This window comes from Nocardiopsis eucommiae (assembly GCF_965344335.1).
Classification (GTDB): Bacteria; Actinomycetota; Actinomycetes; order Streptosporangiales; family Streptosporangiaceae; genus Nocardiopsis; species Nocardiopsis eucommiae.
The window spans coordinates 159,611-183,843 of the sequence record NZ_CBDRIY010000004.1; the positions used below are offsets into that span (position 1 = coordinate 159,611).

At 72.6% G+C, this 24,233-nt stretch carries 18 protein-coding genes; 14 read left to right on the plus strand and 4 right to left on the minus strand.

Annotated elements, in window-relative coordinates; all coding sequences use genetic code 11:
* Positions 1–132: 132 nt before the first annotated feature.
* On the plus strand, positions 133–1,731 hold the full coding sequence (locus tag ACRWK8_RS04165; protein WP_378738124.1) for an N-acyl-D-amino-acid deacylase family protein: 1,599 nt from the start codon (positions 133–135) through the stop codon (positions 1,729–1,731).
* Positions 1,728–2,651, plus strand: coding sequence for a sugar kinase (locus ACRWK8_RS04170; RefSeq protein ID WP_378738122.1), 924 nt, complete (start codon positions 1,728–1,730; stop codon positions 2,649–2,651). The genes ACRWK8_RS04165 and ACRWK8_RS04170 overlap by 4 nt, the downstream gene beginning before the upstream one ends.
* Here the strand turns inward: ACRWK8_RS04170 and ACRWK8_RS04175 are convergent.
* Positions 2,648–2,956, minus strand: a complete 309-nt coding sequence (locus ACRWK8_RS04175) for a hypothetical protein (RefSeq protein WP_378738120.1) — start codon at positions 2,954–2,956, stop codon at positions 2,648–2,650. The two genes, ACRWK8_RS04170 and ACRWK8_RS04175, sit on opposite strands and share 4 nt — an antisense overlap.
* 246 nt (positions 2,957–3,202) lie before the next feature.
* On the opposite strand from ACRWK8_RS04175, the gene ACRWK8_RS04180 reads away from it, so the two are divergent.
* Both ACRWK8_RS04180 and ACRWK8_RS04185 read left to right on the plus strand, forming a co-directional pair.
* A complete protein-coding gene (locus ACRWK8_RS04180) occupies positions 3,203–3,502 on the plus strand; it encodes a DUF6412 domain-containing protein (RefSeq protein WP_378738118.1) in 300 nt (99 codons plus the stop codon).
* A 95-nt stretch (positions 3,503–3,597) separates the two neighbouring features.
* Positions 3,598–4,305 (plus strand): YidC/Oxa1 family membrane protein insertase, encoded by a 708-nt coding sequence (locus ACRWK8_RS04185; protein WP_431868442.1) that lies wholly within the window; start codon positions 3,598–3,600, stop codon positions 4,303–4,305.
* A gap of 28 nt (positions 4,306–4,333) precedes the next feature.
* Here ACRWK8_RS04185 and ACRWK8_RS04190 read toward each other — a convergent pair whose 3' ends face one another.
* On the minus strand, positions 4,334–4,951 hold the full coding sequence (locus ACRWK8_RS04190; protein WP_378738114.1) for a superoxide dismutase family protein: 618 nt from the start codon (positions 4,949–4,951) through the stop codon (positions 4,334–4,336).
* Positions 4,952–5,226: 275 nt separating this feature from the next.
* On the opposite strand from ACRWK8_RS04190, the gene ACRWK8_RS04195 reads away from it, so the two are divergent.
* From ACRWK8_RS04195 to ACRWK8_RS04205, 3 genes are all read left to right on the plus strand, one after another.
* Positions 5,227–5,859 carry a YigZ family protein gene (locus ACRWK8_RS04195; protein ID WP_378738112.1) on the plus strand — a complete coding sequence of 211 codons (633 nt, stop codon included), beginning with the start codon at positions 5,227–5,229 and terminating at the stop codon, positions 5,857–5,859.
* Positions 5,860–5,977: 118 nt separating this feature from the next.
* Entirely contained in the window at positions 5,978–7,501 is a 1,524-nt protein-coding gene (locus ACRWK8_RS04200; protein ID WP_431868445.1) for a hypothetical protein, read from the plus strand.
* Between the two features lie 4 nt (positions 7,502–7,505).
* Positions 7,506–8,072 (plus strand): hypothetical protein, encoded by a 567-nt coding sequence (locus ACRWK8_RS04205; RefSeq protein ID WP_378738108.1) that lies wholly within the window; start codon positions 7,506–7,508, stop codon positions 8,070–8,072.
* 10 nt (positions 8,073–8,082) lie between these two features.
* On the opposite strand, the gene ACRWK8_RS04210 is transcribed toward ACRWK8_RS04205, so the two are convergent.
* A complete protein-coding gene (locus ACRWK8_RS04210; RefSeq protein ID WP_378738106.1) occupies positions 8,083–9,567 on the minus strand; it encodes a hypothetical protein in 1,485 nt (494 codons plus the stop codon).
* A 252-nt stretch (positions 9,568–9,819) separates the two neighbouring features.
* On the opposite strand from ACRWK8_RS04210, the gene ACRWK8_RS04215 reads away from it, so the two are divergent.
* The 7 genes from ACRWK8_RS04215 to ACRWK8_RS04245 all read left to right on the plus strand — a co-directional run bounded on the left by ACRWK8_RS04215 (position 9,820) and on the right by ACRWK8_RS04245 (position 23,269).
* Positions 9,820–14,892, plus strand: coding sequence for a hypothetical protein (locus ACRWK8_RS04215; protein WP_431868448.1), 5,073 nt, complete (start codon positions 9,820–9,822; stop codon positions 14,890–14,892).
* A 46-nt stretch (positions 14,893–14,938) separates the two neighbouring features.
* A complete protein-coding gene (locus tag ACRWK8_RS04220; RefSeq protein WP_378738101.1) occupies positions 14,939–15,289 on the plus strand; it encodes a hypothetical protein in 351 nt (116 codons plus the stop codon).
* 66 nt (positions 15,290–15,355) lie between these two features.
* A complete protein-coding gene (locus ACRWK8_RS04225) occupies positions 15,356–16,009 on the plus strand; it encodes a hypothetical protein (RefSeq protein ID WP_378738099.1) in 654 nt (217 codons plus the stop codon).
* A gap of 148 nt (positions 16,010–16,157) precedes the next feature.
* On the plus strand, positions 16,158–16,454 hold the full coding sequence (locus ACRWK8_RS04230) for a WXG100 family type VII secretion target (RefSeq protein WP_378738097.1): 297 nt from the start codon (positions 16,158–16,160) through the stop codon (positions 16,452–16,454).
* Positions 16,455–16,657: 203 nt separating this feature from the next.
* The gene (locus ACRWK8_RS04235; protein WP_431868451.1) at positions 16,658–21,061 is read left to right on the plus strand and encodes an FtsK/SpoIIIE domain-containing protein; all 4,404 of its coding nucleotides are present in this window, start codon (positions 16,658–16,660) and stop codon (positions 21,059–21,061) included.
* Between the two features lie 160 nt (positions 21,062–21,221).
* Positions 21,222–22,856: a serine/threonine-protein kinase gene (locus tag ACRWK8_RS04240; protein WP_431868453.1), complete on the plus strand. Its 1,635-nt coding sequence runs from the start codon at positions 21,222–21,224 to the stop codon at positions 22,854–22,856.
* Between the two features lie 11 nt (positions 22,857–22,867).
* Entirely contained in the window at positions 22,868–23,269 is a 402-nt protein-coding gene (locus ACRWK8_RS04245; protein WP_378738091.1) for a spore-associated protein A, read from the plus strand.
* A gap of 132 nt (positions 23,270–23,401) precedes the next feature.
* On the opposite strand, the gene ACRWK8_RS04250 is transcribed toward ACRWK8_RS04245, so the two are convergent.
* Positions 23,402–24,076, minus strand: a complete 675-nt coding sequence (locus ACRWK8_RS04250; RefSeq protein WP_378738089.1) for a hypothetical protein — start codon at positions 24,074–24,076, stop codon at positions 23,402–23,404.
* Positions 24,077–24,233 lie beyond the last annotated feature (157 nt).

The window sequence follows — 24,233 nt, forward strand, 5'->3', positions numbered from 1 at the left end:
GCGGGCGGCCCGCGAACACATTTATTGGCAACAAAGTTACCAATTCTCTTTCCTGAAGCGTATCTTGGGCCACACCGACCCTCCGACGGCGGAACCGCCGAACGGGTGTCGGGGACCCCGAACGGAGGAACAGTGCAGCCCGAGACCGTACTCGCCGGAGGTCGGGTGATCGACGGCTCCGGCGGGCCCTCCCGCCTCGCGGACCTGGTCCTGAGCGACGGCCGCGTCACCCACATCGTCCCACCCGGGAGCGCCAGGACCACCGGTGAGGTCGTCGACGTGTCCGGCCTCGCCGTCTCTCCGGGGTTCGTGGACATGCACGCCCACTCCGACCTCGCCCTGCTCGCGGACCCGGCCCACGAGGCCAAGGTCCTCCAGGGCGTCACCCTGGAGGTGCTCGGCCAGGACGGGCTCGGCTACGCGCCCGTCACCGACGCCACCGTCGACCCCATCCGCGAGCGGATCGCCGCCTGGAACGGGACGCCCGACCTCGACCACTCCTGGCGCGGGGTCGGTGAGTACCTCGACCTGATCGACCGCGGGTCCCCGACCAACGCCGCCTACCTGGTCCCGCAGGGCAACGTCCGCATGGCGGTCGTGGGTGACGACGACCGGCCCGCCACCGAGGCCGAGATCGACCGCATGCGCGCGATGGTGGCCCGGGGCATGGCCCAGGGGGCGCACGGGCTCTCCGCCGGACTCACCTACACCCCCGGCATGTACGCCAGCGACGACGAGATCGTCGCCCTCCTCGAACCCGTCCGCGCGGCGGGCGGCTACTACTGCCCCCACCACCGCAACTACGGGTCGCGCGTGGTGGAGTCCTACCAGGAGTGCCTGGAGGTGGCCCGCCGCGCCCACGTGCCCCTCCACCTCGCTCACTGCCACGTGAACTTTCCGCAGAACCGGGGCCGCGCCCCCGAGGTGCTTGACGCCATCGACGAGGCCACCGTCCGCTACGGCCTGGACGTCACCCTCGACACCTACCCCTACCGGGCCAGCGCCACCTACCTCGCGGCGCCGCTGCCCTCCTGGGCACAGGAGGGCGGGACCGCCGCCACGCTCGCCCGCCTGCGCGACCCCGCCACCCGGAACCGGATCCTGCGTGAGGTGGAGGAGGTGGGCACGGACGGCAACCACGGCGTCCCCATGGACTGGACCGCCCTCGTGGTCACCGGGACCGCCGACCCCGCGCTGTCCTGGGCGGTGGGTTCCTCCGTCTCGGACCTCGCCCGGGACCGCGACGAGGCTCCGGGGAAGGTCTTCGTCGACCTGCTGATCGCGGACGAGCTGCGCAGCGGGTGCCTGCTCCAGGTCGGGAACGAGGAGAACATCCGCACGATCATGCGCCACGGCGCGCACACGGCGGGCAGCGACGGCATCCTCGTCGGGGAACGGCCCCACCCGCGCGGCTGGGGCACCTTCCCCCGCTACCTCGGCCACTACGTGCGGGAACTGGGCCTGCTCAGCCTGGAGGAGTGCGTCCGCCACCTCACCTCACGTCCCGCCCAGCGGCTCGGCCTCACCGACCGGGGGTTCATCCAGGTCGGCGCCCTGGCGGACCTCGCCGTGTTCGACCCCGACACCGTGAACTCACCCGCCACCTACGAGGAACCCCGGCAGACCCCCGTGGGCATCGAGCACGTCCTGATCGCCGGAGAGTTCACCGTCCGGGACGGGCGCCGCACCGACCGCCTCCCCGGCCGATCCGTTCGGAGGAACGCCCGATGACCCGGATCGACGCGGTCTGCGTGGGGGAGACCATGGCGGTGCTCACCTCACCCGAGGCCCTGGCCGAGGACGCCCGCCTGACGGTGGGCACCGGCGGCGCCGAGTCCAACGTGGCGATGGCGCTGGCCCGGCTCGGCCACCGAGCCGCCTGGGTGAGCCGGGTGGGCGCGGACCCCTTCGGGCGGATGGTCACCGACGCCGTCGCCCGCTGCGGAGTGGACGTGCGCGGAGTCGAGGTGGACCCGGACCTGCCCACCGGCCTCTACGTGAAGGACACCGCTCCCGGCGGCGCGGGGGTCCTCTACTACCGGAGGGGTTCGGCCGCGTCGATGATGTCCGTGGTGGACGGGGAGAAGGTGTGGTCCCGGGGGCCCCGGCTGGTGCACCTGTCCGGGATCACCCCCGCGCTGTCCTCACGCGCCGCCGCGCTGGTCCGGGACCTCCTCGACCGGCGGTCCGGCAACGGTGCGCTGCGCTGTTTCGACGTCAACCACCGGCCCGCCCTCTGGGACGCCCGGGAGGCCGGGCCGGTGCTGCTGGACCTGGCCCGTCGCGCCGACGTGGTGTTCGTCGGCCGTGACGAGGCCGAACGCCTGTGGGGCACCCCGGCCGTGGAAGACGTCCGGGCGGTCCTCCCGGAGGTGCCGACCCTGGTGGTCAAGGACGCCGAACACGGGGCGACGAGCTTCGACGGGGCGGACACGGTGTTCGTGCCCGCCCCGTCCGTGGAGGTGGTGGAGGAGGTCGGCGCCGGTGACGCCTTCGCCGCCGGTTACCTGTCGGGCCTGCTCGACGGACTCCCCCCGGAGCGTCGGCTGAGCCTGGGACACGTCACGGCGGGGGAGGTGCTGCGCTCCCGCGGCGACACCCTCGAACGGGTCCCGGACGAGGTCGCCCGCATCCGCGCGTCGGACGGCTAGCCGATCACGATGGCCCCGGCCAGGACCGGGGTGCCGAAGCGGACGGAGCCCTGGCCGGAGGCCAGGGTGCGGCTGCCCTGGCAGCTGGTGCCCGCGAAGAGCGCGAACCGGGACTCGCCCTCGATCTCGACCACCCCGCCCTGGCCGGTCTCCAGGACACGGCAGCCGCCGTTCTCCACGTTCTGCTCGTGGCCGGACTCGAAGGTGACCCGCACCGGGGCGGTCTCCTCCTTGCTGGCCATCCCGGAGATGGCTCCGGCGATGGTCGCGGACATGGTGGCGAGGTTGGCAGGGCGGATCGGCACGGGATTCCCCTTTTCACCGGGCTCGCGCGAGCCCTTGAGGCACAGGTACTGGAGACGCGGACGGGCACCGAAGGGCGCTGCCGAGTGCGGAGATGGTTACTCTGTGTCATTTAGCTACAGGATCACGCGAAAGGTGGGGAGCCACGGCGGAGTGTCGGCGGATTTCTCCACAGGGTGAACGGGCCCCTGTCGACCTGGTGGAGGGCTGGATAGGATGGGGGCAACGGACGGGAAGGGAGGGCGCGCGTGCAGTACCTGCTGCCGTTCTTCGAGTTCCTCGCCCTCGGCTTCCTCCCGGTCGACCTCCCGCTCCCCGGTGGGGAGAGCGGCGCCCTGACCCTGCTGGTCGTGGCGGTCGGCGCGGCCCTGACCTGGCTGGCCCTGCGCGGCACGGCCCTGTGGCCGGTGGGCGACACCGCCACCGGGACGGCGCACGCGATGCGCCGCAGAGCCAGGAAGCTCCCCGTCCTCACCCTGTGCGACCCCGACGCGGCGGGCAGACCGCGTCCCCGAGCCCCCGGCGCGGCCCTTCCGGCCGCTCGCTGACCCACGCCCGGACGCGCCCCCGCGCGCGTACCGCCGTGGCTCGGCTCCGAGCGGCCTGACGTCTGAACTTCCCACCCAGACGAAGGGTCCCGACCTTGTACACCTTCGGGCCGATCGCGGCCGTCATCAGCATGCTCTCGGCGGTCCTCGCCGCCCTCACCACCACACTCACCCCGCTCGCCGGGGCCACGGCCGCCGGACTGGCGATCGTCGGCCTGACCGTCGCCGTGCGCCTCCTGCTCCTGCCGCTGGGGGTGGCCCAGGTACGCGCGGAGAAGCAGCGCGCCCGGATCGCGCCCCGGCTCGCGGAGATCACCAAGCGCCACGGGAAGAACCCCGAGCGGATGCTCGCGGAACAGCGCAAGGTCTACACCGAGGCGGGTACCTCGCCGTTGGCGGGCTGCCTGCCCGGCCTCGTGCAGATCCCTTTGGTCGTGGCCCTGTACGGGCTGTTCATCGGAGCCGGACCAGGGGAGGAGCCGCTGCTCGCGCACACCTTCGGCGGGATCGAACTCGGCTCCACCCTGGTCACCAGTCTCGAGGGGGTCCTCGTCCCCCCGGTCTTCGCCGCACTGCTGGTGCTCCTGGCCCTGGTGGCCTGGGCCAACCGCCGCTACGTGGTGTTGCCGATGATGCGGGACAACCCCGCGCAGCCCCCGATGTTGGCGGCACTGTCGTACATGCAGTTCACGACCGTGGTCATCGCGGCGTTCGTGCCCCTGGCCGCCGGGATCTACCTGTTCGCCTCCACGGCCTGGGCGCTCGCGGAGAAGGTGGTGCTGCGCAGGGTACTGCCGGACTGATCCCCGCCCCCGGGGCCGCCCCCGGCCGTCAGAACTCGACGGTCACGCAGGCGAGGCGGTCCCCGGCGGTGCCCGCGTGCCCCTCGTGGGTGGAGGTGTGCTCGTCGTGCAGCACCAGGGAGTGCGCCTCGCCCTCGCGGAACTCCCAGTCCACCGTCGAGGTGACGAAGGCGTTGCCGCTGCCGTCGGTGGTCATGTCCAGCCAGACCTCGTTCTCGTGGTTGGCGTAGTCGGGGTCGGTGGAGGGCTCGTCCTCGGTCGCCGCCGGGTCCACCTCGTTCTGGTAGTGCGGACCGGCGTCGGCGGGTTCGTCACCGCACGGGCGGGTGTGCACGTGGGCGCCGAAGTCCCGGTCCGCCTCCAGGCCGGTCCCGGTGAACTGCACGAACGTGGAACCGTCCTGGACGCGGACCTGGACGTCCGCGGTGGCCCCCTCGGGGACCGCGGTCTCGTCGTAGGTGATCGCCCCGGCGCTCTCGCCCGGCGGGAGGAAGATCGAGGCGGTCACGCTCGGGGAGGTGGTCGGCTGGGCGGCGGGGTTGTCCGTGGCGGCCGCTCCGTCACTGGTGGAGGGGGCGCCCTGGGCGCACCCGGTGACGAGAAGGGCGGTCAGGACCAGACCGACGGAGGGTGGCGTGGTGCGCATGTCGGGACTCCCCGGTGATCAGTGCTGTGGCTGTCCGCAACGTTACCCAAAGTGCATGTCAGATAACGCCGAGTGCGGCAACTGTGGTGTGCTCGGAGGGTCGGCGCCGCCCCCGTGAGGGCGCGACCGCGCGCCCGACGCCCCTGTGGGGCTCCCGGCGCGCTCCTGGGCCCCTCCGGTGAGGGGACCGTACCAGCAGTGCGGGCGGGGAAGGTCGGCTCCTTCGGGGATGGCAGACTGGTGCGTCCCACCACGAACCCTTCTGAACAGGCGACATGAGAACGATCAAGCGCGGCGGCGAACACGAGATCGAGATCAGGAAGTCCCGGTTCATCTGCGCCATGGCCAGGGTGGACGACGAGGACGCCGCCCGCGCGTTCATCGCCGAACGCCGTAAGCAGCACTGGAGCGCGAACCACAACTGCACCGCCTACGTCCTGGGTGACGACGGTGGGGTCCAGCGGTCCAGCGACGACGGCGAGCCGGGCGGCACCGCCGGGGTGCCCATGCTGGAGGTGCTCCGCCATCGGCGGATCACCGACACCGTCGCGGTGGTCACCCGGTACTTCGGCGGCACCAAGCTGGGCGCTGGCGGGCTCATCCGGGCCTACGGCAACGCGGTGTCCGCCGCCGTCGAGGAGTTCGGTCTGCTGGAGCGGCGCCAGCTCCTGGTGGTGGACGTGTTCGCCGACTACGTCCTCGGCGGGCGGCTGGAGAGCGACCTGCGCGACTCCTCGACCACCGTCCGGGAGGTCGCCTACGAGGACCGGGTCCGGATCCAGGTGGCACTGCCGGAGGCCGACCTGCCCGGCTTCGAGGTCCGCCTCGCGGAGCTGACCGGAGGCCGGGCCGAGTTCGAGGTGAGGGGTGTCACCACCATCGAGGTGGAGCCCGAACCCGGCTCCTGAGCCCGGGAGCGGCGCGCTCACAGGCCCGTAACGAGTGGTCGGCACCGTGTATCCACCTGGCCGCTCCCCGGCTTAGGATTTGCCGTAAACGTCATCGTTTCGTGGGGAGATACCGTCAATGCGCAGCTCACGGGTGCTTCAGGCGCTGACCTGTGGCCTTGCGGCGCTGCTGGTCGCGGGTTGCACCGGTGATCCGGAGCCGCCCGCCCCCGCACCGGAGGAGGAGCCCCCTCCGATCCCCACGGAGTTCGAGGGAGAGCTGCCCCCCGGCATCGAGGGCGAGGTGCTGCGCCCCCTGCACGGTGAGGACGCGGGCTCCCACGACATCCTCGACGACCCCCTGGGCGTGCGGATCAGCCCGGTCGGCGCTGCCTTCCTGATCAGCTCCGGCGGTGAGGACCGGCACCTGCTCCAGGACGCCGCCACCGGCGACACCCTCTGGGAGGGCGAGGCGCGCTTCCGGGGGTTCGACACCGACTCCGGGGGCGAGACCGTCCTGCTCATGACCGACACGGACGACACCCCCTTCGTCCTGGACGCCGAAGGGCAGCGGCTCTGGGAACCGGCGGAGGAGGGCGACCTCTACCTGGACGGCGTCGCGGTGCGCCGCCCGGCCGAGTGGAGCTCGGAGGAGCCCCACGGCGACTTCTCGGTGCTGGACGCCGAGGGCGCGGAACTGTGGTCCTACACCTTCGAGCCCGAACCGGAGGACACCGAACCCGAGGACGCCGAGACGGACGAGGACGACGACGAGACCGCTCCGGAGGACACCGAGGCCAGCGCGGACGATCCGGAACGCCTGGGCGTCCCGGTGGCCGCCTGGGACGACACCGTCCTGCTGGACTCCGGGGACTCCGTCCTGCGCGCCCACTCGCTCGATCCCGAGGACGCGGGCGAACTCCTGTGGTCGGTGGCGGCCAGCGACGAGGAGCTGGGACTGCCCGCCACCGCACCCGTCCCCCTCCCCCAGATCCTCGGGGTGTTCCCCGCCCCGGAGCCCGAGGACGGCGCGGAGGACGAGGGCGCGGAGAACGAGGACGAGGACGAGGAGGACCGGGCGGACGAGGACGTCCCGGCGACGATACTGCTGCGCTGGGCCCAGCCCGAGGCGCCCTCGGTGCTCTCCGCCCACGACACCGTGGACGGCGAGCCGCTGTGGACCCTGGAGGAGGCGGGCACCAACCCGGTCTCGCAGCACTTCGACGAGGCGGGCGTCCCCGGGCTCCTGTACGACTCCGCCACCGGAACCCTCCTGTTGTCGCAGGCCAGCGGTGAGGCCACCATGGTCGCGGTCGACCTGGTCCGCGGTGAGGTCCGCTGGGGCCTGGAGGAGGACGACGGTTCGATCTCGCCGGCCTTCGCCCACGGCGGCCTGGTCTACGGGGACTCACGCTCCAACGAGGACGGCGACCTCCAGCTGGTGCTGGACGCGCAGACCATGGACGTGGTCGGGGACGAGCTCTCCGCCTACGTGGAGGCGATCACCGACACCGGCCACGCCATCCTCGTCCAGGACCGGCAGCGCTTCGTCGTCGGCCCGGAACCAGAGGACCCCGAGGCGGACGAGGACGCGGAGGGGTCCGAACCTCCAGAGGCCCCGGAGGACGCCGAGTCACCCGCCCCGTCCGACGAGGCCAGCTGATCCGGTGGACGACCGCACACCCGACGCCCGCCCCGGGTACGAGCGGAGCGTCGTCACCAACCCGGTGCTGCGGATCGCGGGCATGGTGGTCGGCCCCGCGATCGCGGTGGTCGGCACCGGCGTCCTCGTCGTGGACGAGGGGCCGTTCTGGTGGCCCCTCCTCGCGGTGCTGTTCCTCGCGGCCGTCATCGGCGGGGCACTCGTGTACGTCTCCAGCGTCCGCATGAGGGTCGCGAGCGGAGTGCTGGAGATCCACGCGGGCCGTCGCGGCGTCGGGCTCCGGACCGACGAGATCGCCTACGTCGGCTGGGCCCGCCTCGAGGGCCGCCACGTGTGGCGCCCGAGCCGGTTCAACCTGACCAACGCCCGCGCGGGGGACGGCGTCGAGATCGTCTGCCGGGACGGCCGGTACGTCACCGCCCGCACCGACACCCCCGACGCACTCGTCCGGGCGCTGCTCGCCGAGGGCATGGACCCGGGGGCGACACGCGTCCCCTTCCCCTTCGAGGCCGTCCGCTACGGCCGCGTCCGGGAGGTCCGGCGCGAGGAGCGCACCACGGATCCGGGCTGACGGGGCCCGTTCACTGGCGGCGTTCGGGCATTCGCAGGACCACCCGGAGACCGAGCGCCCCGGTGTCGAGGGTGCCGTCCTCGTGGGCCTCCCACTGCCAGCGCGCGTGCACCGACTCCCCGGTCCCCACCACGAGGGTGTTCGGAGGGATGTTGGCGAGCACGTGTTCGTCCGACGTCCCCAGCGGACGCGGCACGACCACCACGAGCGGGTGCTCGGGGCTGTGCTCCAGGCCCTGGACGGGATCCGGGACGGTCAGGTCCGGCAGCGCGGCGGGGACCACGGTGTGCAGCGGCTGACCCGACTTCAGGACCCGCATCGTCAGGCCCTTGGCGTGGAGCGCGTCCGCGACCACGCGCACCGCGTCGGCGGCGACCGTGCGATCGCCGCCCACCGCCAGCAGGCCGCGGACCCGGGTGAGGTCGACGTGGACCAGCGCGTCCCCGTCCTCCAGGGTGCCCAGGCACGCCAGGACCCCGTTGACCACGGGGCGGACCATCGTGTGGGTGGACGCGGCGAAGTTGAGCGGGCCCGAGGACCCCGCACCGCGCGCGTAGCGCCAGGTCGTGGTGTCCACGACCCGCCACGAGGTGGCGGGAGGGGTCGCCCCGGCGGGGACGATCGCGGTCGTCTCCCCGGGCGTGGTCAGGATCGCCACGGGCCGGGCGGGGATCTCGGCGGGCGCTCCGAGGAGGTCCGCGTGGGCGCCTCCCGCGCGGTGGACCGCGTCGGGATCGGCCGTGACGCGCTCGGTCGCGGCCCGGCGCCGACGCGTCGCGGCGGCGATCCGAGCCGAGCGGGGCTTGCGGGGCCTGCGCCAGGGGAGCGCGGCGATCTTCCGGAACGGCCAGGCGACGGCCCGGCCGATCGGCTGCCAGAACAGCGTCAGCAGGGTCAGCAGGATGAGTCCCGCCGCACCGGCCGCGAGGAGGCGCGGGTCGATCTTGGGCTTGTCGTCCTGCGGGGTGACGTCGGTGACCTCACCCTCCTGCGCCGACGGTTCCTCCTCGGGCGGCGGGGAGTAGGCGGGAGGCGCCGGGTGCGGACTCGGCGGGGCCACGCCCTGGGCGTTGGCCTGGTCCACCGCGACCACGCACAGGGGGTCGCGGCCCTCGTAGACGCCGTCACCGCCGGAGTCGAAGGGGACCACCAGTCGCCAGTCCGTCTGGACCGCGCGGTCCTCGCCCAGGGCCTGGCCGTCCGACTGGGTGCGGCCCACGTTGAGTTCGTGGATCTCGTCGGCGCGTTCCGGGTCGTCCAGGATGAGGTCGGCGATCGCCTCCAGCCCGGGGGAGCCCTCCGGCACCACGTAGTAGTAGACCTGCGGGCACATGTCGTAGGTGCCCGTGGTGTCCGCTCCGGCCGGGGCCGCGCCCAGCGCGGACAGGAGGACCGCGACCAGGGAGGTACCGACGACGAGGGTGGAGGCGGTGCGGACCGTCCGCGTCGCCGCCGACCGTGCTTCGAGGGGTCGTGCCGCCGCTGTCAGGTTCACTCGCTCTCTCCCGTTGCCGTCATCACTGGTGGTTCGCCCGGAGGAGATGATGCGGAAAGTCTCCTCCCGGTTCGCGGGAACTCGGAGGGCTTCCGGTGCATCTGTTAACTCATGGGGGTGGGAGTCTATGATGTCGGACTCGCGCGGTGCCCAACGCCCCCGAGCCCTGTGAACACCCGGATGTTCCTGCCCCTGCCCGTGCGGTGAACACGACGGTGCCCTGTCGGACCTGGAAAGCGAGTACCTCGGGACGTGGCCAAACAACCTCGTGAGTACCTCCAGTGGGACCTGCTCGACCGCCCCGAGGACCCCGTTCCGTGGCGAACGAGTGATGTCAGCTCCCTGAGCAAGTTCTACGAGAAGCTGTCGGACGCGGCCGAACAGGCCGCGGCCGACATGCGGCGCCTCGAAGGCGACTCACTGGGCGAGGGCGACACCGTCTCGGCTCTCAAGGAGCTCGTCAACGAGCTGCCCAAACACCTCGACAAGGCCCAGGAGGCCTACGAGAAGGGTTACAAGGCCCTCGACAAGTGGGAGATCTCCCTCGGAACGGCCCGCCAGGACAGCGCGGCCATCGTTCGCCAGGCAGCCGCGGCCTACAACGCGTTGGAGGACACGGACGCCTGGAAGAAGAAGGTCGACGGTGAGGACCCCGAGCGGGACGCGTTCATCACCAGGCTCACGAGTGTCCTCAACGACATGGACGAGGCCGCCCGGGAGTGCGCCGACGCCCTGGAAGAGGCCAAACAGGGCAGTCCGCGCAAGCTGTGGGGCTGGCTGGACAAGATCGTCACGTGGGTCGAGGACAACCCGCTGCTGTACGCGGTGGCCATGGTCGTCGCGGGTCTGGCGGCCATCTTCATTCCCGGACTCGGTATCGCCCTGGCCCTGACCGTCCTCGCGATCAGCGCCGCATCGCTGCACAAGGAGGGCAAGCTCGGCTTCAACCGGGAGTCGCTGTTCACCCTGGGCATGGACGCGATCTCCCTGATTCCCGGCGGTGCCCTGCTGCGCGGTGGACGCGCGGTCAGCAGGGTGGCCGGTGCGACGGCCACCCGCGTTCCCGGTCGTGTGGCGGGTGGCGTGAGCCGGGCCGCCTCCTCGGTCCGCAGCGGCGCCAGCCGTGCGGTTCCCGCCACGGTGAAACGGGCGGCCAACACCACGGGCGGGAAGATCGCGACGAGTATCACCAAGGACAGCGCGGCCAGCATGGCCTCGTCGGTCACGGTGCAGGTCGCGGGTGAGGGCAAGAGCCTCAGCGACATCAACTGGACCAATGAGGCCCTGACCGCTGTCGGGACCAGCGCCGCCGGTTCCACCGTCGGGGTGCTCGCGGACAACGGCTCGCTGCCCAACTTCCTCGGTGGCGGTTCCGGGAGCGGGGGCTCCGACGGCGGGGGGCCCGACCCGGCGACAGGGGCCGGTGGGGCGGACCCGGCCGGAACCCAGGGCTCCGGCGGAGGGGGCGACACCGGCGAGAGCGGCCCCGCCACCGGCGAGGGCCGTACCGGAGAGGCGTCGCCGGAGGCGGACGTCGTATCCGCTCCCGGTGCCGTGGGCGGTGGTGGCGGCGAGGGTGCCCAGAACCCGGCGGCGGTCCACAACAGCGGCCCGAATGGGGACGGTGGTCCCACTCCGGGTGGGGTTTCGGAGTCTCGTGCCCCGGAGGTGAACGGTGGCCTGGGGGAGAGCGGTCCGAACGGGGACGGTGGTCCCGCTCCGGGTGGGGTATCGGAGTCTCGTGCCCCGGAGGTGAACGGTGGCCTGGGGGAGGGCGGTCCGAATGGGGACGGTGGTCCCGCTCCGGGTGGGGTATCGGAGTCTCGTGCCCCGGAGGTGAACGGTGGCCTGGGGGAGGGCGGTCCGGCTCCCCTGAGCAACGCGGGCGGGGGCGACGGTGCTTCGGTCCTGTCGGGGAACGAGGACGTGGGCGCCGCCTCGACCCGCTCCCATGATCCGGAAACAGCGCCCGGTCCCGTGGGGCCGGAAGCCGGTTCCACGAACGCCTCCGCGGTCCCGGACGGTCCGGACGGAAGGCCGTCCAACACGGGCGACGCGAGCGAGACCCCGGCCGACAGCGACGGACCGGCCCCGCGTGACTCCGGAGAGAGCCAGGCCGGGCGAGGCCCCAGCAGCGAACCCAGGGAGGAGTTCGCTCCGGTGCCCCCGTCCCGTGGCGGCGCGAACACGCCCCAGCCGCCCGCCTCCCCTCGGGCCCGGATCGAGGAGCCGGGCGAAGTGAACCTGGCGCCCGGGAACCGCGACGGTCAACCCGGCACCTCCACTCCGGCAGGGGCGCGCCCCGACGAAGGCGCCCCGAGGACCCCGGGGTCGCACGAGTCGCACCCCGCGCCGCGCGACGGCGACCAGTACGCGAACACGGCGGAGCAGCGGACCCCGGAACGGGCGCCCGGCGAGGCCGAGCCCCGCCAGCGCGGTGAGGACACTCCAGCCCCCGACGCCCCACGTGGTGACGGTTCCGGTGCCTCCCCGCAGGGCGGCCCGGTCGTCACCCACACCCGCACCAACGGCCAGGGCGAGTTCACCACGACGCGCGGAGCCGACGGGGAGCAGAACACCGCCTACCGCTACCCGGCCACCCGCGAGGGCGGCTCGGACTTCACCATGAACGTGACCCGTGACGGTGTCGACGTCAACGGCACCAGCGTGCGGAGCACCGGGCGCGGGTTCGACATGTCCTCGGCGGACGGCTCGTCGGTCCGTGCCCAACGGGACGGCACGATCCGCGTGGGCGACCTGGAGGTGACCGGCCCCGGCGGCAGGGGGCGTGCCTCCTACCGGGACGGTGAGCTGACGGTCTCCACGAGCGACGGGGACGTCTCCGTCTCCCGGGACCCGAACGGCAGCGAGGTCCGCACCGGGGACGGCCTCACCGTCCGCCGGGACGCGGACGGCCTGCGGGTCAGCCACACCGGTGACGGCCCCGCTGACCTGCGAACCAACGGCAGCGGACCCGATGTCACCCGGGGCGCCGCCGACAGCACGGGACGTCCTCCGCGTTCCCACGCGACGGATCCGACCACGGGCAGAAGCGCCGAGGTCGGGGTCGACGGCTACCGGGTCGACGTCCCCGGCGGCGGCTCGCACGGCTTCGACCGCGCCGACGGGACGGTCCGCGTCACGTCGGGTGGAGCCCGCGCCGAGGTCCGGCCCGACTCGGCACACCTGTCCCACGCGGACCGGGGCGTGGACTTCGCGCTACGCCAGGACGGCACCGGCAGCGTCAGGGGCGGCCCCTCCAGCGCCGAGATCCGCGCGGACGGCGGCATCGACCTCCGGTCGTCCACGTTCGGGGAGGGGAACGACGCCACCCTCCGGCAGGTGGACGACGGCCAGGGCGGCACCCGCCCCGTGTTCAGGTCCGGGAACGTCACCGCGGAGCCCGGGCAGGTCAGCTTCGACCACGGCTCCCGGGTCCAGATCGTGGACCACCAGGGAACGAGTGCGATTCGGGTGGTCGACGGCGGCCGACAGCGGACCTACGACATGGACGGAAGGCCCGTCCAGGGCGAGACGTACCCGAGTCTGCCCCTGAACCCGGCCACCGGCACACCCTCCCTGGTGATCGGCTCCCCGGACGGCCGCACGCTCACCAGCGTGACGATCGAACCGGGACGCGGCGGCGACGGCCCTGGAGCGGCCCCCGCGTTGCGCGTCGAGAACCCCTACGGCTGGTCGGCGCGTGCCTCCCAGGACGGAGACGTGAGCGTGGCGGCACCCGGGGGAAGGGAGAACTCCCTGGAGGTGACGCGTCGAGGTGACGGCTCCGTGGCGGTGAACACCAGGGACGGGAGCCACCGGGCCGACAACGGCGGCGGACGGCTCAGCGTCTCCGGGCCCGAGGGGCTCAGGGGCGACACCGACGGCGACCGGGTGCGGGTGACCGACGGAGAGGCCACCACGACCGCGCGCACGGACGAGGGCAGCGCCGTCCCGGGCGAGAGGGTGGCCGAGACCAGGAGCGACAGCGAACAACGACCCCCGTTCGGGGAGAGCACCACGCACGAGTCCTCCGTCTCCACGAGCGAGGGGACGAGCGTCCGGGCCGGGGGCGACGGGGTCCACACGACGATGCGCCCGGGCCGGGAACCCGGCACCGTGAGCTCCGGCGACCGGACCGTGGAGGTCGGCTCCGACGGCCTGACGGCGCGGGGCACCGGTCGCGACTCCGACGCGTGGGAGGTGTCGACCAGCCCCGAGGGAACGCGCGGCAGCAACGGTGAACAGAGCATCGAGGTGACGGCCAGGCCCGGTGGGCCCGGTGTGCAGAATCCGATCCACACGGGGAACGGCCGGTGGCCCCGGCTGCGTGACCCGTTGGTCTCGCCCGACCAGATCCGGTTCGAGTCCGGCGGGAACGTCTCGGGCACCCGGTCGGCCTCCGGCCGCGCCGAGGTCACCGACGTCTCCAGCGGAACCACGGTCAGGGACGCCCGGGGCGGGGTGCGTGTCGATTCCGGCGGCGGCCCCGAGCTGCGCGTCACCGAGGGACACGTCCGCGTCACGGCACCGGACGGGGTACAGCACCGGGTGGACATCCCGGGTTCCGGGCCCGACGGCGGCCCGGCCCGCCCTGACCGGGACGGCGCGCGCACCGCTCCGAGGACGGACGACGGTAACGGCGCCCCCCAGCGGGACGGCGACGACACCGCCTCCGGCGGAGGGGACAGGCGTGACTCCCAGGGGCCGGAACGTCCGGGCTCCGATCCGGTCACCACGCTCCGGGACACCCGGAGGGCGGCCCTCGAAGCGATCCCCTTGGAGCTGCTGAAGAACATCCTCAACGTGGCCACCGGGACGGGCTTCGACTTCGCCCGCCACTTCGCGGCCGAGGCGACGGGCTGGGACTGGATCTCGGACGGCATCGCCTTCGGACCCGACGGCATGCCCAACCCCAGCTACGTCGTGCAGTCCTTCATGCAGCTCGGCACGGCGATCCCCAAGGCGGCGGCCGAGGGCAGGTACGGGGGCGCCGACGGCCTCCCCAATCTCCCGCTGGAGCTGAGCCACCAGGCCATGCGCAACAACCTCCGCGACGCGTACCTGGAAGAGCGCGAGGAGGACTTCCTGGACGGGCAGGAGCTCGAGAAGCAGCGCGCGGTGCTCGACGGTCTGCTCTCCGACGCGGCCAGGGCCGAAATCGAGCGATCCCGGGAGGGCCTGCCGCCCGACGAGGCGCGGTGGCTGGACAGCTTCGTCGCCGCCGCCGAGCGGGAACTGGTGGCGGTCGAGGCCAGACTCGCGGAGCTGTACGACATGGACCTCGACCACATCAGGGGCCTGAGGAAGGACGTCGAGGAGTGAGCCGGACCAGGCCCCCCGGGACCAGCGGCAACGAGAGGAGCACCTGATGGCCACCATCGTCAGTATCGACACGGACGCCCTGATCGACATGCGGGGGTCGCTCAACAGGATCCAGAGCGCCTTCGCCGAAGCCGAGGGCGAATCCTACCGGAGCCCCGAGGACCGGGCCGAGGACATCGGTCCGGGCAACCTGGTCGACAAGGCCAAGGACTACGGCAAGGACTGCAAGAAGAACTACGAGCGGCAGGCCGAGGACCTCGGAGCCCTGCTCCAGGCGCTCACCCCCGTGATCGAGACCTTCCAGGAGGCGGACGAGGAGATGGGCAAGAGCCTGACCGACCAGGAGCAGGGCGGACCGCCGCCGCCTCCCGGGCACCCCAACCAGGCCGCCGTCTAGCCCCACCGCCCGCACGGGCCGCGACCGCACCGGGCCCCACCCGGCCGCACGAGGAGAACCACCGCCATGCCCTACCTGTTCGAGGAGGACCTCCCGCAACGGGACATCCTGTTCGACTACGCGCTTCCGGAAGGCTGGAAGCAGTACGACCTGTCCGGCGACTCGCTCGCGGAGATGCGCGCCAAGGTGCTGGAGGCCTACGGGAACCGGCCGGAGGAGGCGGAGGCGCTCAACGAGCTCATCGCCGACATGGCCAGGGTGACCGACGAGGCGACCGGGTCCGGGCTGATCTCGGCCGCCGGGACCTTCGAGGAGTACGACGACGGGTTCTTCATGGCGACCGTCTGCGTCTTCGCCTTCCCGGCGGGCCGGGGCGAGCACACCATCGACCCCCTGCGCCTGGTCGACTACGTCTACCAGGACTCGGCCACGGCGCGTGAGGGCACCTGGCTGAAGAAGACCGTCGTGGACCTGACCGAGTCCGGGCTGGGCCAGTGCGGTCGCATCGAGGGCGTCACGGACCACGACACCGACGAGGCGATCCTGCGCACGGTGGCCATGCACACGGCACTGGAGTACCCCGGCCTGGACAAGCGGATCCTGGTCAGCTGCACCAGCCCCAACTCCCGCGAGGTCGACGAGGTCCTGGACCTCTTCGACGCGATCACCGCGTCGGCGCGCTTCTGGGAGCGCGACGTCCCCGTCGACGAGGGGGACTGACCCCCAACGGCGTGGGCCGACGGCATCCGGTGGCATCAGGGGTGAACCATCACCCCTGAGCAGGTATCAGCCACAATGAGCACAGAAGGGCTCCCGGCCCCTCGGCCGGGCTCGGCCGCCCCGGGAGCACACACACGAGGAGAGACACATGCCCGCGTACAACGTCGACAGTGACAAGACCGAGGAGACCTCCGGCTCCCTCACCCAGGAGTTCAACGAGTTCACCGAGCGCCTCCAGTCGATCAAGAACAAGGTCGACGCGCTGATCTCGGACGGCTACAGCACCCCTGCTGCGGAGAAGCACTTCCGTCCGTTCTTCGAGGACTTCAACAGCGGCTTCGAGGACGTCAACAAGGGCCTCGACGGCATCGCCAAGTACCTCAAGCAGGTCGGCACCACCTTCAGCGAGACCGACGAGAAGCTGGGCGAGGGCCTCAAGGGCTGACGGCCCCGAGCCACAGCCGAACCCCGCGCTCCTCGCGGGCACCCGCCCCGAACAGAGCAGCCCCGCCCCGACCGCCCGCGCCGGGCCCCTCTCCACCCCCCGGCTCCCGCGCGGGCCCGGGGCGGACGCGCGGCCCCCACCGACCGCCGCGTCGACCAACGCGACCCGCCCCCGAGGGCAGAGACCCGGAAGCAGTCCTCACCGTGCGCCTTCTCTTCACCGCGACTCCCGCCACCGGTCCGTCCGTGGACGGGCCCAACGGCTCCGGCCCCGTCGCCTCCTCGCCCCTGCGTCTGGACATGCTCGTCGACGCCGACCCCAGCGCCACCGTGCGCCAGCTCACCGAGGTCGTGGACCCGGTGGTCCGCACGGTGCCGCGCGTCAACGGCCAGGAGGTGCCCCTCTACGTCGGTGACCGACGGGTCGATCCGTCCGTGTCCCTGGCGGACGCCGGGATCCTGGACGGGTCGGTCATCGGTGTGGGCGGTCCCGCCGAGGTCAAGGCGGAACCCCCGGGCGTGGTGGAGGTCCGGGTGGTCTCCGGCCCCGACGCGGGACGCGTCGTCCGGCTCGACCCGGGCGACTACGTGGTCGGTGACCACGAGAGCGCGGTGCTCGTCGTGGACGCCGACGGCCACTGGGCGCGGATCCGCGTGTCCCCCGACGGCACCGTCACCCTCCGGGCGACCAGCACCGGACAGGGCGCCTACCTGGAGCGCGACGAGGTCGCCCCGGACACCGACTGGCCCCAGGGGGAGCAGCTCACCCTGGGCGGCACCCTCTTCGAGGCCTGGCCCAACCACCGGCCCGACGCCTCCGTCGTCACCTCCGAGGACGGCACCGGACTGGACTACAACCGTCCGCCCCGGTTGCACCCCGCGCCCACCAAGACCAAGTTCAAGTTGCCCACCCCGCCCGAGCCGCCGGACAAGCCGATCGCCCAGCTGCTCATGATGATCCTCATGCCGATCACCATGGCGGTCGGTGGCGCGCTCATCATGAACCGCCCGCAGATGCTCCTCATCGGCCTGCTGGCGCCGATCTCCGTGCTGTTCATGCAGCTCATGCAGCGCAGGACCACCAAGGCCCGCTACGAGAAGCAGCTGCGCGAGTTCGAGGAGAAGACGGAGCGGGTCACCAGGGACGCCCGCGACGCCCTCGTCGCCGCGCAGCGCCGTCTGCGCGACACCTGCCCCGACCCCGCCGCCGTCCTGCTGCTGTCCACCGGGCCCCGCTCCCGGCTGTGGGAGCGCCGCAAGATCGACGAGGACTTCACCCAGCTGCGCGTCGGCACCGGCAGCATCCCCTCGGAGGTGGTCCTCATGGACCCCACCAAGGACGACCACCGCAAGGAGGTCACCTGGGACATGCGGGACGTGCCGGTGAGCGTGTCGGTCAAGGACAACGGCGTCGTGGGTGTGGCCGGGACCGGCGAGGGCGCCCACGCCCTGGAGCGCTGGCTGGTCGCCCAGCTCGTCGCCCTGCACAGCCCCGCCGAGCTCCAGCTGTACCTGCTGTCCATGGAGGGGGACCACACCCGCTGGCGGTGGACCCGCTACGTGCCGCACCTGCGCGGGGACCTGCCCCAGCTCTCGCTGAACCGGATCGGGATCGACGCCACGACCTGCGCCCGCCGCGTCTCCGAACTGCTGATGATCCTGGAGGCCCGTGCCCAGGCCGCGCGCGGGGCCGTGGACGACGAGCCCGCGATCGTGGTCGTCCTCGACGGAGCCCGCCGGATCCGCTCGCTCCCCGGGGTCGTGCAGCTGCTGCGTGAGGGCCCCGACGCGGGCATCTACGTCGTGTGCCTGGACGCCGAGGAGCGGCTGCTGCCCGAGGAGTGCCGGGCGGTCGTCAGCATCACCCCGCACGGCATGCGCCTGCGCCGGACCTCCTTCGACAACGTCGAGGACGTACGCGCCGACGTCCCCTCCGCGGCCTGGGCGGACCGTCTCGGCCGGGCCCTGGCGCCCCTGCGCGACAGCAGCGTGGGGGAGTCCGGCGGTTCCCTGCCGCGCAGCGCGCGCCTGCTCGACGTGATCGGGCTGGAGCCGCCCAACGGTGACGCGATCGCGGCCCACTGGGCGAGCGGCGGCCGCAGCACGGTCGCCACCCTCGGGGTCGGCCTGGACGGCGCCTTCGCCGTCGACATCCGCAGGGACGGCCCCCACGCGCTCATCGCGGGCACCACGGGTTCCGGCAAGTCCGAACTCCTCCAGACGCTGGTGGCGTCGCTCGCGGCGGTGAACCGCCCCGAGTCGATGTCGTTCGTGCTGGTCGACTACAAGGGCGGCAGCGCGTTCAAGGACTGTGTGGACCTGCCGCACACCGTCGGCATGGTCACCGACCTGGACACCCACCTGGTGGGCCGGGCCCTGGTCTCGCTCGGCGCCGAGCTGCACCGCCGCGAGCACATCCTGGCGAAGGCCGGGGCGAAGGACATCGAGGACTACCTCGAACTCCTGGACCGCGACCCGCGCATGCCCCAGATGCCGCGGCTGATGCTGGTCATCGACGAGTTCGCGTCCATGGCACGTGAGCTGCCGGACTTCGTCAAGGGCCTGGTCAACATCGCCCAGCGCGGTCGCTCCCTCGGCATCCACCTGGTGCTGGCCACGCAGCGGCCCGGCGGCGTGGTCACCAACGACATCCGCGCCAACACCAACCTGCGGATCGCGCTGCGGATGACCGACGAGACCGAGAGCCGCGACGTCATCGACGCCGCCGAGTCGGCCCACATCGGGATCGACACCCCCGGACGCGCCTACGCCCGGCTCGGGCACGCGTCGCTGCTGCCGTTCCAGTCGGGCCGGGTGGGCGGTCGCCGCATCGTGGCCGTCGAGAACGCCTCCGCCCCCGTCGCCCACCCGGTGAAGTGGTCGGACCTGGCGCTGCCCGCCCCGATCGCCGCCAAGGAGAGCAAGCAGAGCGGCGACGTGGAGGCCACCGACCTCACGGCACTGGTCGCCGCCGTGCGCGAGGCCACGGAACAGGTCGGCGCCCGGCGGCAGCCGAGCCCCTGGCTGGAGGCGCTGCCCACGTCACTGACCCTGTCCACGCTGTTGCGGGGGCGGCCCCCGCAGCCGGAGCCCGGGACGGTGCGTCCGGTCCCGATCGGGCTCATCGACGTCCCCGCCCAGCAACGTCAGATGCCGTACACGTTCGACCTGGCCAGAACCGGACACCTGCACGTCATGGGGTCGGGTCGGACCGGCCGGTCCCAGACGCTGCGCACGCTCGCCGCCTCGCTCGCCCTGGGCCACCACCCGGACGACGTCCACATGTACGGCCTGGACTGCGGCAACGGGGCCCTGCTGCCGATGGAGCGGCTGCCGCACTGCGGCGCGGTCGCCCAGCGCACCCAGGGCGACCGTGTCGTGCGACTGCTGGGGCTGCTCGGGGAGGAGCTGGACCGCAGGCAGAAGCTGCTCGCGGCGCACGGCTGCGCCGACCTGGAGGAGCTCAGGGCCAAGCTGCCCGCCCCGGAGCGGCCGGCCCACCTCGTGCTCTTCATCGACCGCCTGGACGCCTTCGAGCAGGCCTTCGGGGAGTACAACTACGGCGCGCTGGTCGAGGACGTCACCACCCTGATGCGGGACGGTGCGGGCGTGGGCGTGCACGTGGTGGCCACCGGCGACCGCCTGCTGACGCGCACGAAGTACTCCTCCACCACGGAGGACCTGCTGGTCCTGCGCTGCAACGACAGCGGAGACTACAGTTCGGCCGGGCTCCAGGCCCGGGCGCTGCCGGAGGAGGTCCCGGACGGCCGGGCCTTCCGCGCGGGTGACGCGCTGGAGGTCCAGATCGCGCTCCTGACCAGGAACCCGCAGGGCGCGGCCCAGGGAGCCGAGCTCGCGCGCATCGCGGAGTTCGTCTCCCAGCGCCCGCGGCCCGACGGCGGACCGAGGCCGTTCCGCGTCGACGTCCTGCCGGACCGGCTGAGCTTCGCGGACATGTCCCGCTACCGCACCCAGCCTCCCCGCCCGCTGCACGCCCTGATCGGTGTCGGCGGGAACGAGCTCACCGCCGTCACCGCCGACCTGTCGCGGATCCCGACCTTCCTCGTGAGCGGACCACCCCAGTCGGGGCGGTCCAGCATGCTCACGACCATGGCGGCGTCCCTGCTGGAGGGCGGGACGGAGCTGCTGCTGGTCACGCCGCGCGGATCACGCCTGGCCGACCTGCGGAACGAGCGCGGGGTGCGGGCCGTCATCGACGCCGCCGAACCGAGGCTCTCGCAGCTGCACGAGGCGCTCGGGCGGTTCGAGGCGGACACGGCGGTCGTGGTGATCGACGACGCCGAGCTGCTGCTCCAGAGCGACCTCGGCAAGGAGTTCACGCGGATCGCGCGCGGCATGGTGGGCGCGGGCTGGGGCATCGTCGCGGCGGGCACCAACGAGGCGCTCCAGGGCGGCTTCAACGGATGGCACGTCCACCTCAAGCGGAACCGGATCGGTGCGCTGCTGTCCCCGCAGAGCCAGGCCGACGGCGAGGTCCTGGGGCTGCGCCTGCCCAAGGGCGTGTCCAGTCCGAGGCTCACCCCGGGCACCGCCTACCTGCACCTGGGTGACGGCAGGGTCCAGCAGGTGAGGGTGCCCATGCCGTGACCACCGGAGCCGGGAGAGAGCACGGGTACCTTGTGCGCGAGGTTCAAGGCGCTAGGATCCACTTGCTCCCCTTCATCCCCCTTCGCCACCCCTGTTCTCGGTGGGCGCCCGACCCCGCTTCCAACCGTCCCACCCGTATGCCGATCAGGATCTGTTCCCCGTGAACCCAACCCCGTCAGCCGTCTCCCTCCCCGTCACCGCCACCGACCTGACCTCGACCGATCCCACGAGGATCGGCCCCTACCAGACCCTCAAACGCCTGGGCGCGGGCGGCATGGGCGTCGTGTACGCGGCCCACGCCGCAGGGGGCGAGCTCGTCGCGGTCAAGCTCATCCACCCCGAGTACGCGGCGGACGAGGAGTTCCGGGCGCGCTTCACCCGCGAGGTCGAGCTGCTCCGCAGAGTGGGCGGCGCGTGCGCGGTGCCCCTGCTGGACGCCGACACGGACGCCGACCGCCCCTGGCTCGTCACCCCGCTGGTGCGGGGCATGACGCTCAGCGCCTACATGCGCAAGCACGGCGCGCTGGAGGAGCAGCTGCTGATCGGTCTGGCCGCCGGTGTGGCCGAGGCGCTCGCCCAGATCCACGAGGCGGGCATCGCGCACCGCGACCTCAAGCCCGCCAACATCGTCCTGTCACCCGAGGGTCCCCGGGTCCTCGACTTCGGAGTGGCCCGGGCGGTGGACCAGACGGCGCTCACCCGGACCGGATCGGTCATGGGTTCGCCCGGGTGGATCAGCCCCGACCACTACCAGGGCAAGCCCGCCAGCACCACCGACGACATCTTCGCCTGGGGCGCCCTGGTGACCTACGCGGCCACCGGGCGACCGCCCTTCGGCAGCGGTGACCCGGCCGCGATCGCCCACAGGGTCATCAGCGGCGAACCGGACACCGAGGGGTTCACCGGTCCGCTGGCCGACCTCGCGCGGCGCGCGCTCCAGAAGGAGGGCGCGCAGCGGCCCACGGCACTCGAGCTGGTCTCGGAGATGGTCACCGTGACCCATCCCGGGAGGGCCTTCGCCCCGGTCTCCTCGGCCGCCGCGGCCGGGAGCGTGATGGGTGCCCTGGTCGACAACAACTGGCACGGCGTGCAGACCGCGCCCGAACGCGAGTTCGCGGTGACGGCCCCCCGACGTGCGGGCGCGGGCAGGGTCCTGACCCTGCTCGGCGCGGGCCTGGGGGCCCTCCTGCTGATCGCCGGACTCGGCTTCGGCGGCGTGGCCCTGGCCAGCAACTGGGACGCGCTGCCCATCGCCTCGTGGTTCTCCGGAGACGAGGACGAGCCGGGCGGGGACGCCGAGAAGGAGGGTTCCACCGAGGAACAGCGCCGTCCGGGGCCGGTCGGCAAGGAGCCCACCGAGGAGGCCTCCCCGTCGGACGAGCCCTCGGAGCAGGCCGAGGACGAGGACGACCCCGAGGACGACGAGGGCGAGGAGGACGGTGGCACGACCACCACCATGGCCACCGTCGGCGCCGGGGTGAGCGCGTCGGGCGAACGCCCCGCCGGTGACCACGTGGTCGCCTTCCAGCCCCAGGGCGGCTCCGGCCAGTACGCGGTGCTCGACGGCGCCACCGTGGTGTGCGCGTGGAGCTTCTGCCAGGAACAGGGCGGCGGCGTGGCCGACGGCGCCGCCGGATCGGTCTCCTCCAGCCCCGGAGCCCTGACCGGCTACGTCAACTCCGGCAGCCGCACCGTCTCGGCGGAGGTCACCTACACCGAGAGCGGCGGCACCGTCACCATCACCCGACTCGTGGAGCACCACAAGACCAGCGGTAGCGGAACCCCGCCCTGGTAGGAGGAGCAGAAGTGCTGAAGTCACTCACCCGCCGGATCTCCTGCGGGCTGACCGTCGTCCTGGTCGCGGCCCTCGCCGGCCCCGCCCCGGCCTCCGCCGACTCCTACAACGGGGAGTGCGGGAGCGGGTACGGGGTGGTCAACTCGGCCTCCGTCTCCGGGGGCACGGTCCATCTGACCTACAACAACTCCAACGGCAGGAACTGCGTGGTCGTGACGCGGTCCAACCCCGGATCCGCGATGGACATGGACGCCGCCCTCAAGCGCTCCGACTCCACCTCCTGGAAGACCGACCCGGGCAGCTTCACGACCTACGCCGGTCCCGTCTACCTGGACGCGGCGGGCCAGTGCGTGGACTGGGGCGGATCGATCGGCGGCGCGTGGGTCGTGCGCAACGGCACCAACTGCGGCTGACCCGCGCGGCCCGGGAGCGCGACGGGCCCCGCCGAACCAGGTGTTCGGCGGGGCCTTCCGCTGCTCTGGGCCTCCCGGGCCTCCCGGGCCTCCCGGGCGGAGTACGGCGACACGGGCGGAGGCGCGGGTGGATCAGACCCTGTAGAACGAGAAGGAGCCGTACTGGGAGATGCTGATCTCCCATTCGGTGACGTCTCCGGTCTCCTCGTCCAGGCTCTGGCACAGGAAGGGCGCCTCTCCACCGGTCTCGCCGCGCTCGACGTCGGAGTCCATGTCACAGAGCACGAGCTCGGACTCGGCGCTCACCCGAAGGCTGTCCTCGACGACCTCGCGCACGAGCGGGCCCTCGGGCAGATCCCAGTCGTAGTTGATGAGGATGCCCGAGGAACTGATGTCGATCGAGTACTCGAACTCCTCGTCCAGGAAGGTCACCGTGCAGGTGACGGACTCCCCCTCCTCCCCGGCGATCTCCGGGCAGGAGGAGGTGGCGTCGGGGTCGGTCACCGAAGCGAAGGTGGAGACCCGCTCCAGTGCCTCCCAGGCGATGCGGTCCCCCAGGGGCGCGGCGGAGTCCGGTTCGGCGGGCAGGTCCGCCTCCGGGTCGATCTCGGGGGCCTCGTCGGGGATGGGTCCCTGGTGGAACGAGGAGGTGTCCACCTCGGCCGGCTCGTCCTCGACCTCCTCGACCGCGGCCGTGTCGGGCTGGGTGGGCTCGGGGTCCTCACCGCCACAGGCGGCGAGCGCGAGGGCGGATCCGGCGGCGACCACTCCGAGGGCGACACGGTGTCGGCGGGTGGGGTTCAGCATGGGGCCTCCTGTCAGGAGAACGGTTGGGGTCACCGCTGAGGTCCCTGACCGGGGCTTCTGGTTTCGAGTCGGGCAAGTGTGTGACCCATGTCATATCCTGGGGAGGGCGTGGCCCGTGTGCCCGGCGTGGCCAATGCGCTGGTCCGGGCAGTGGAGG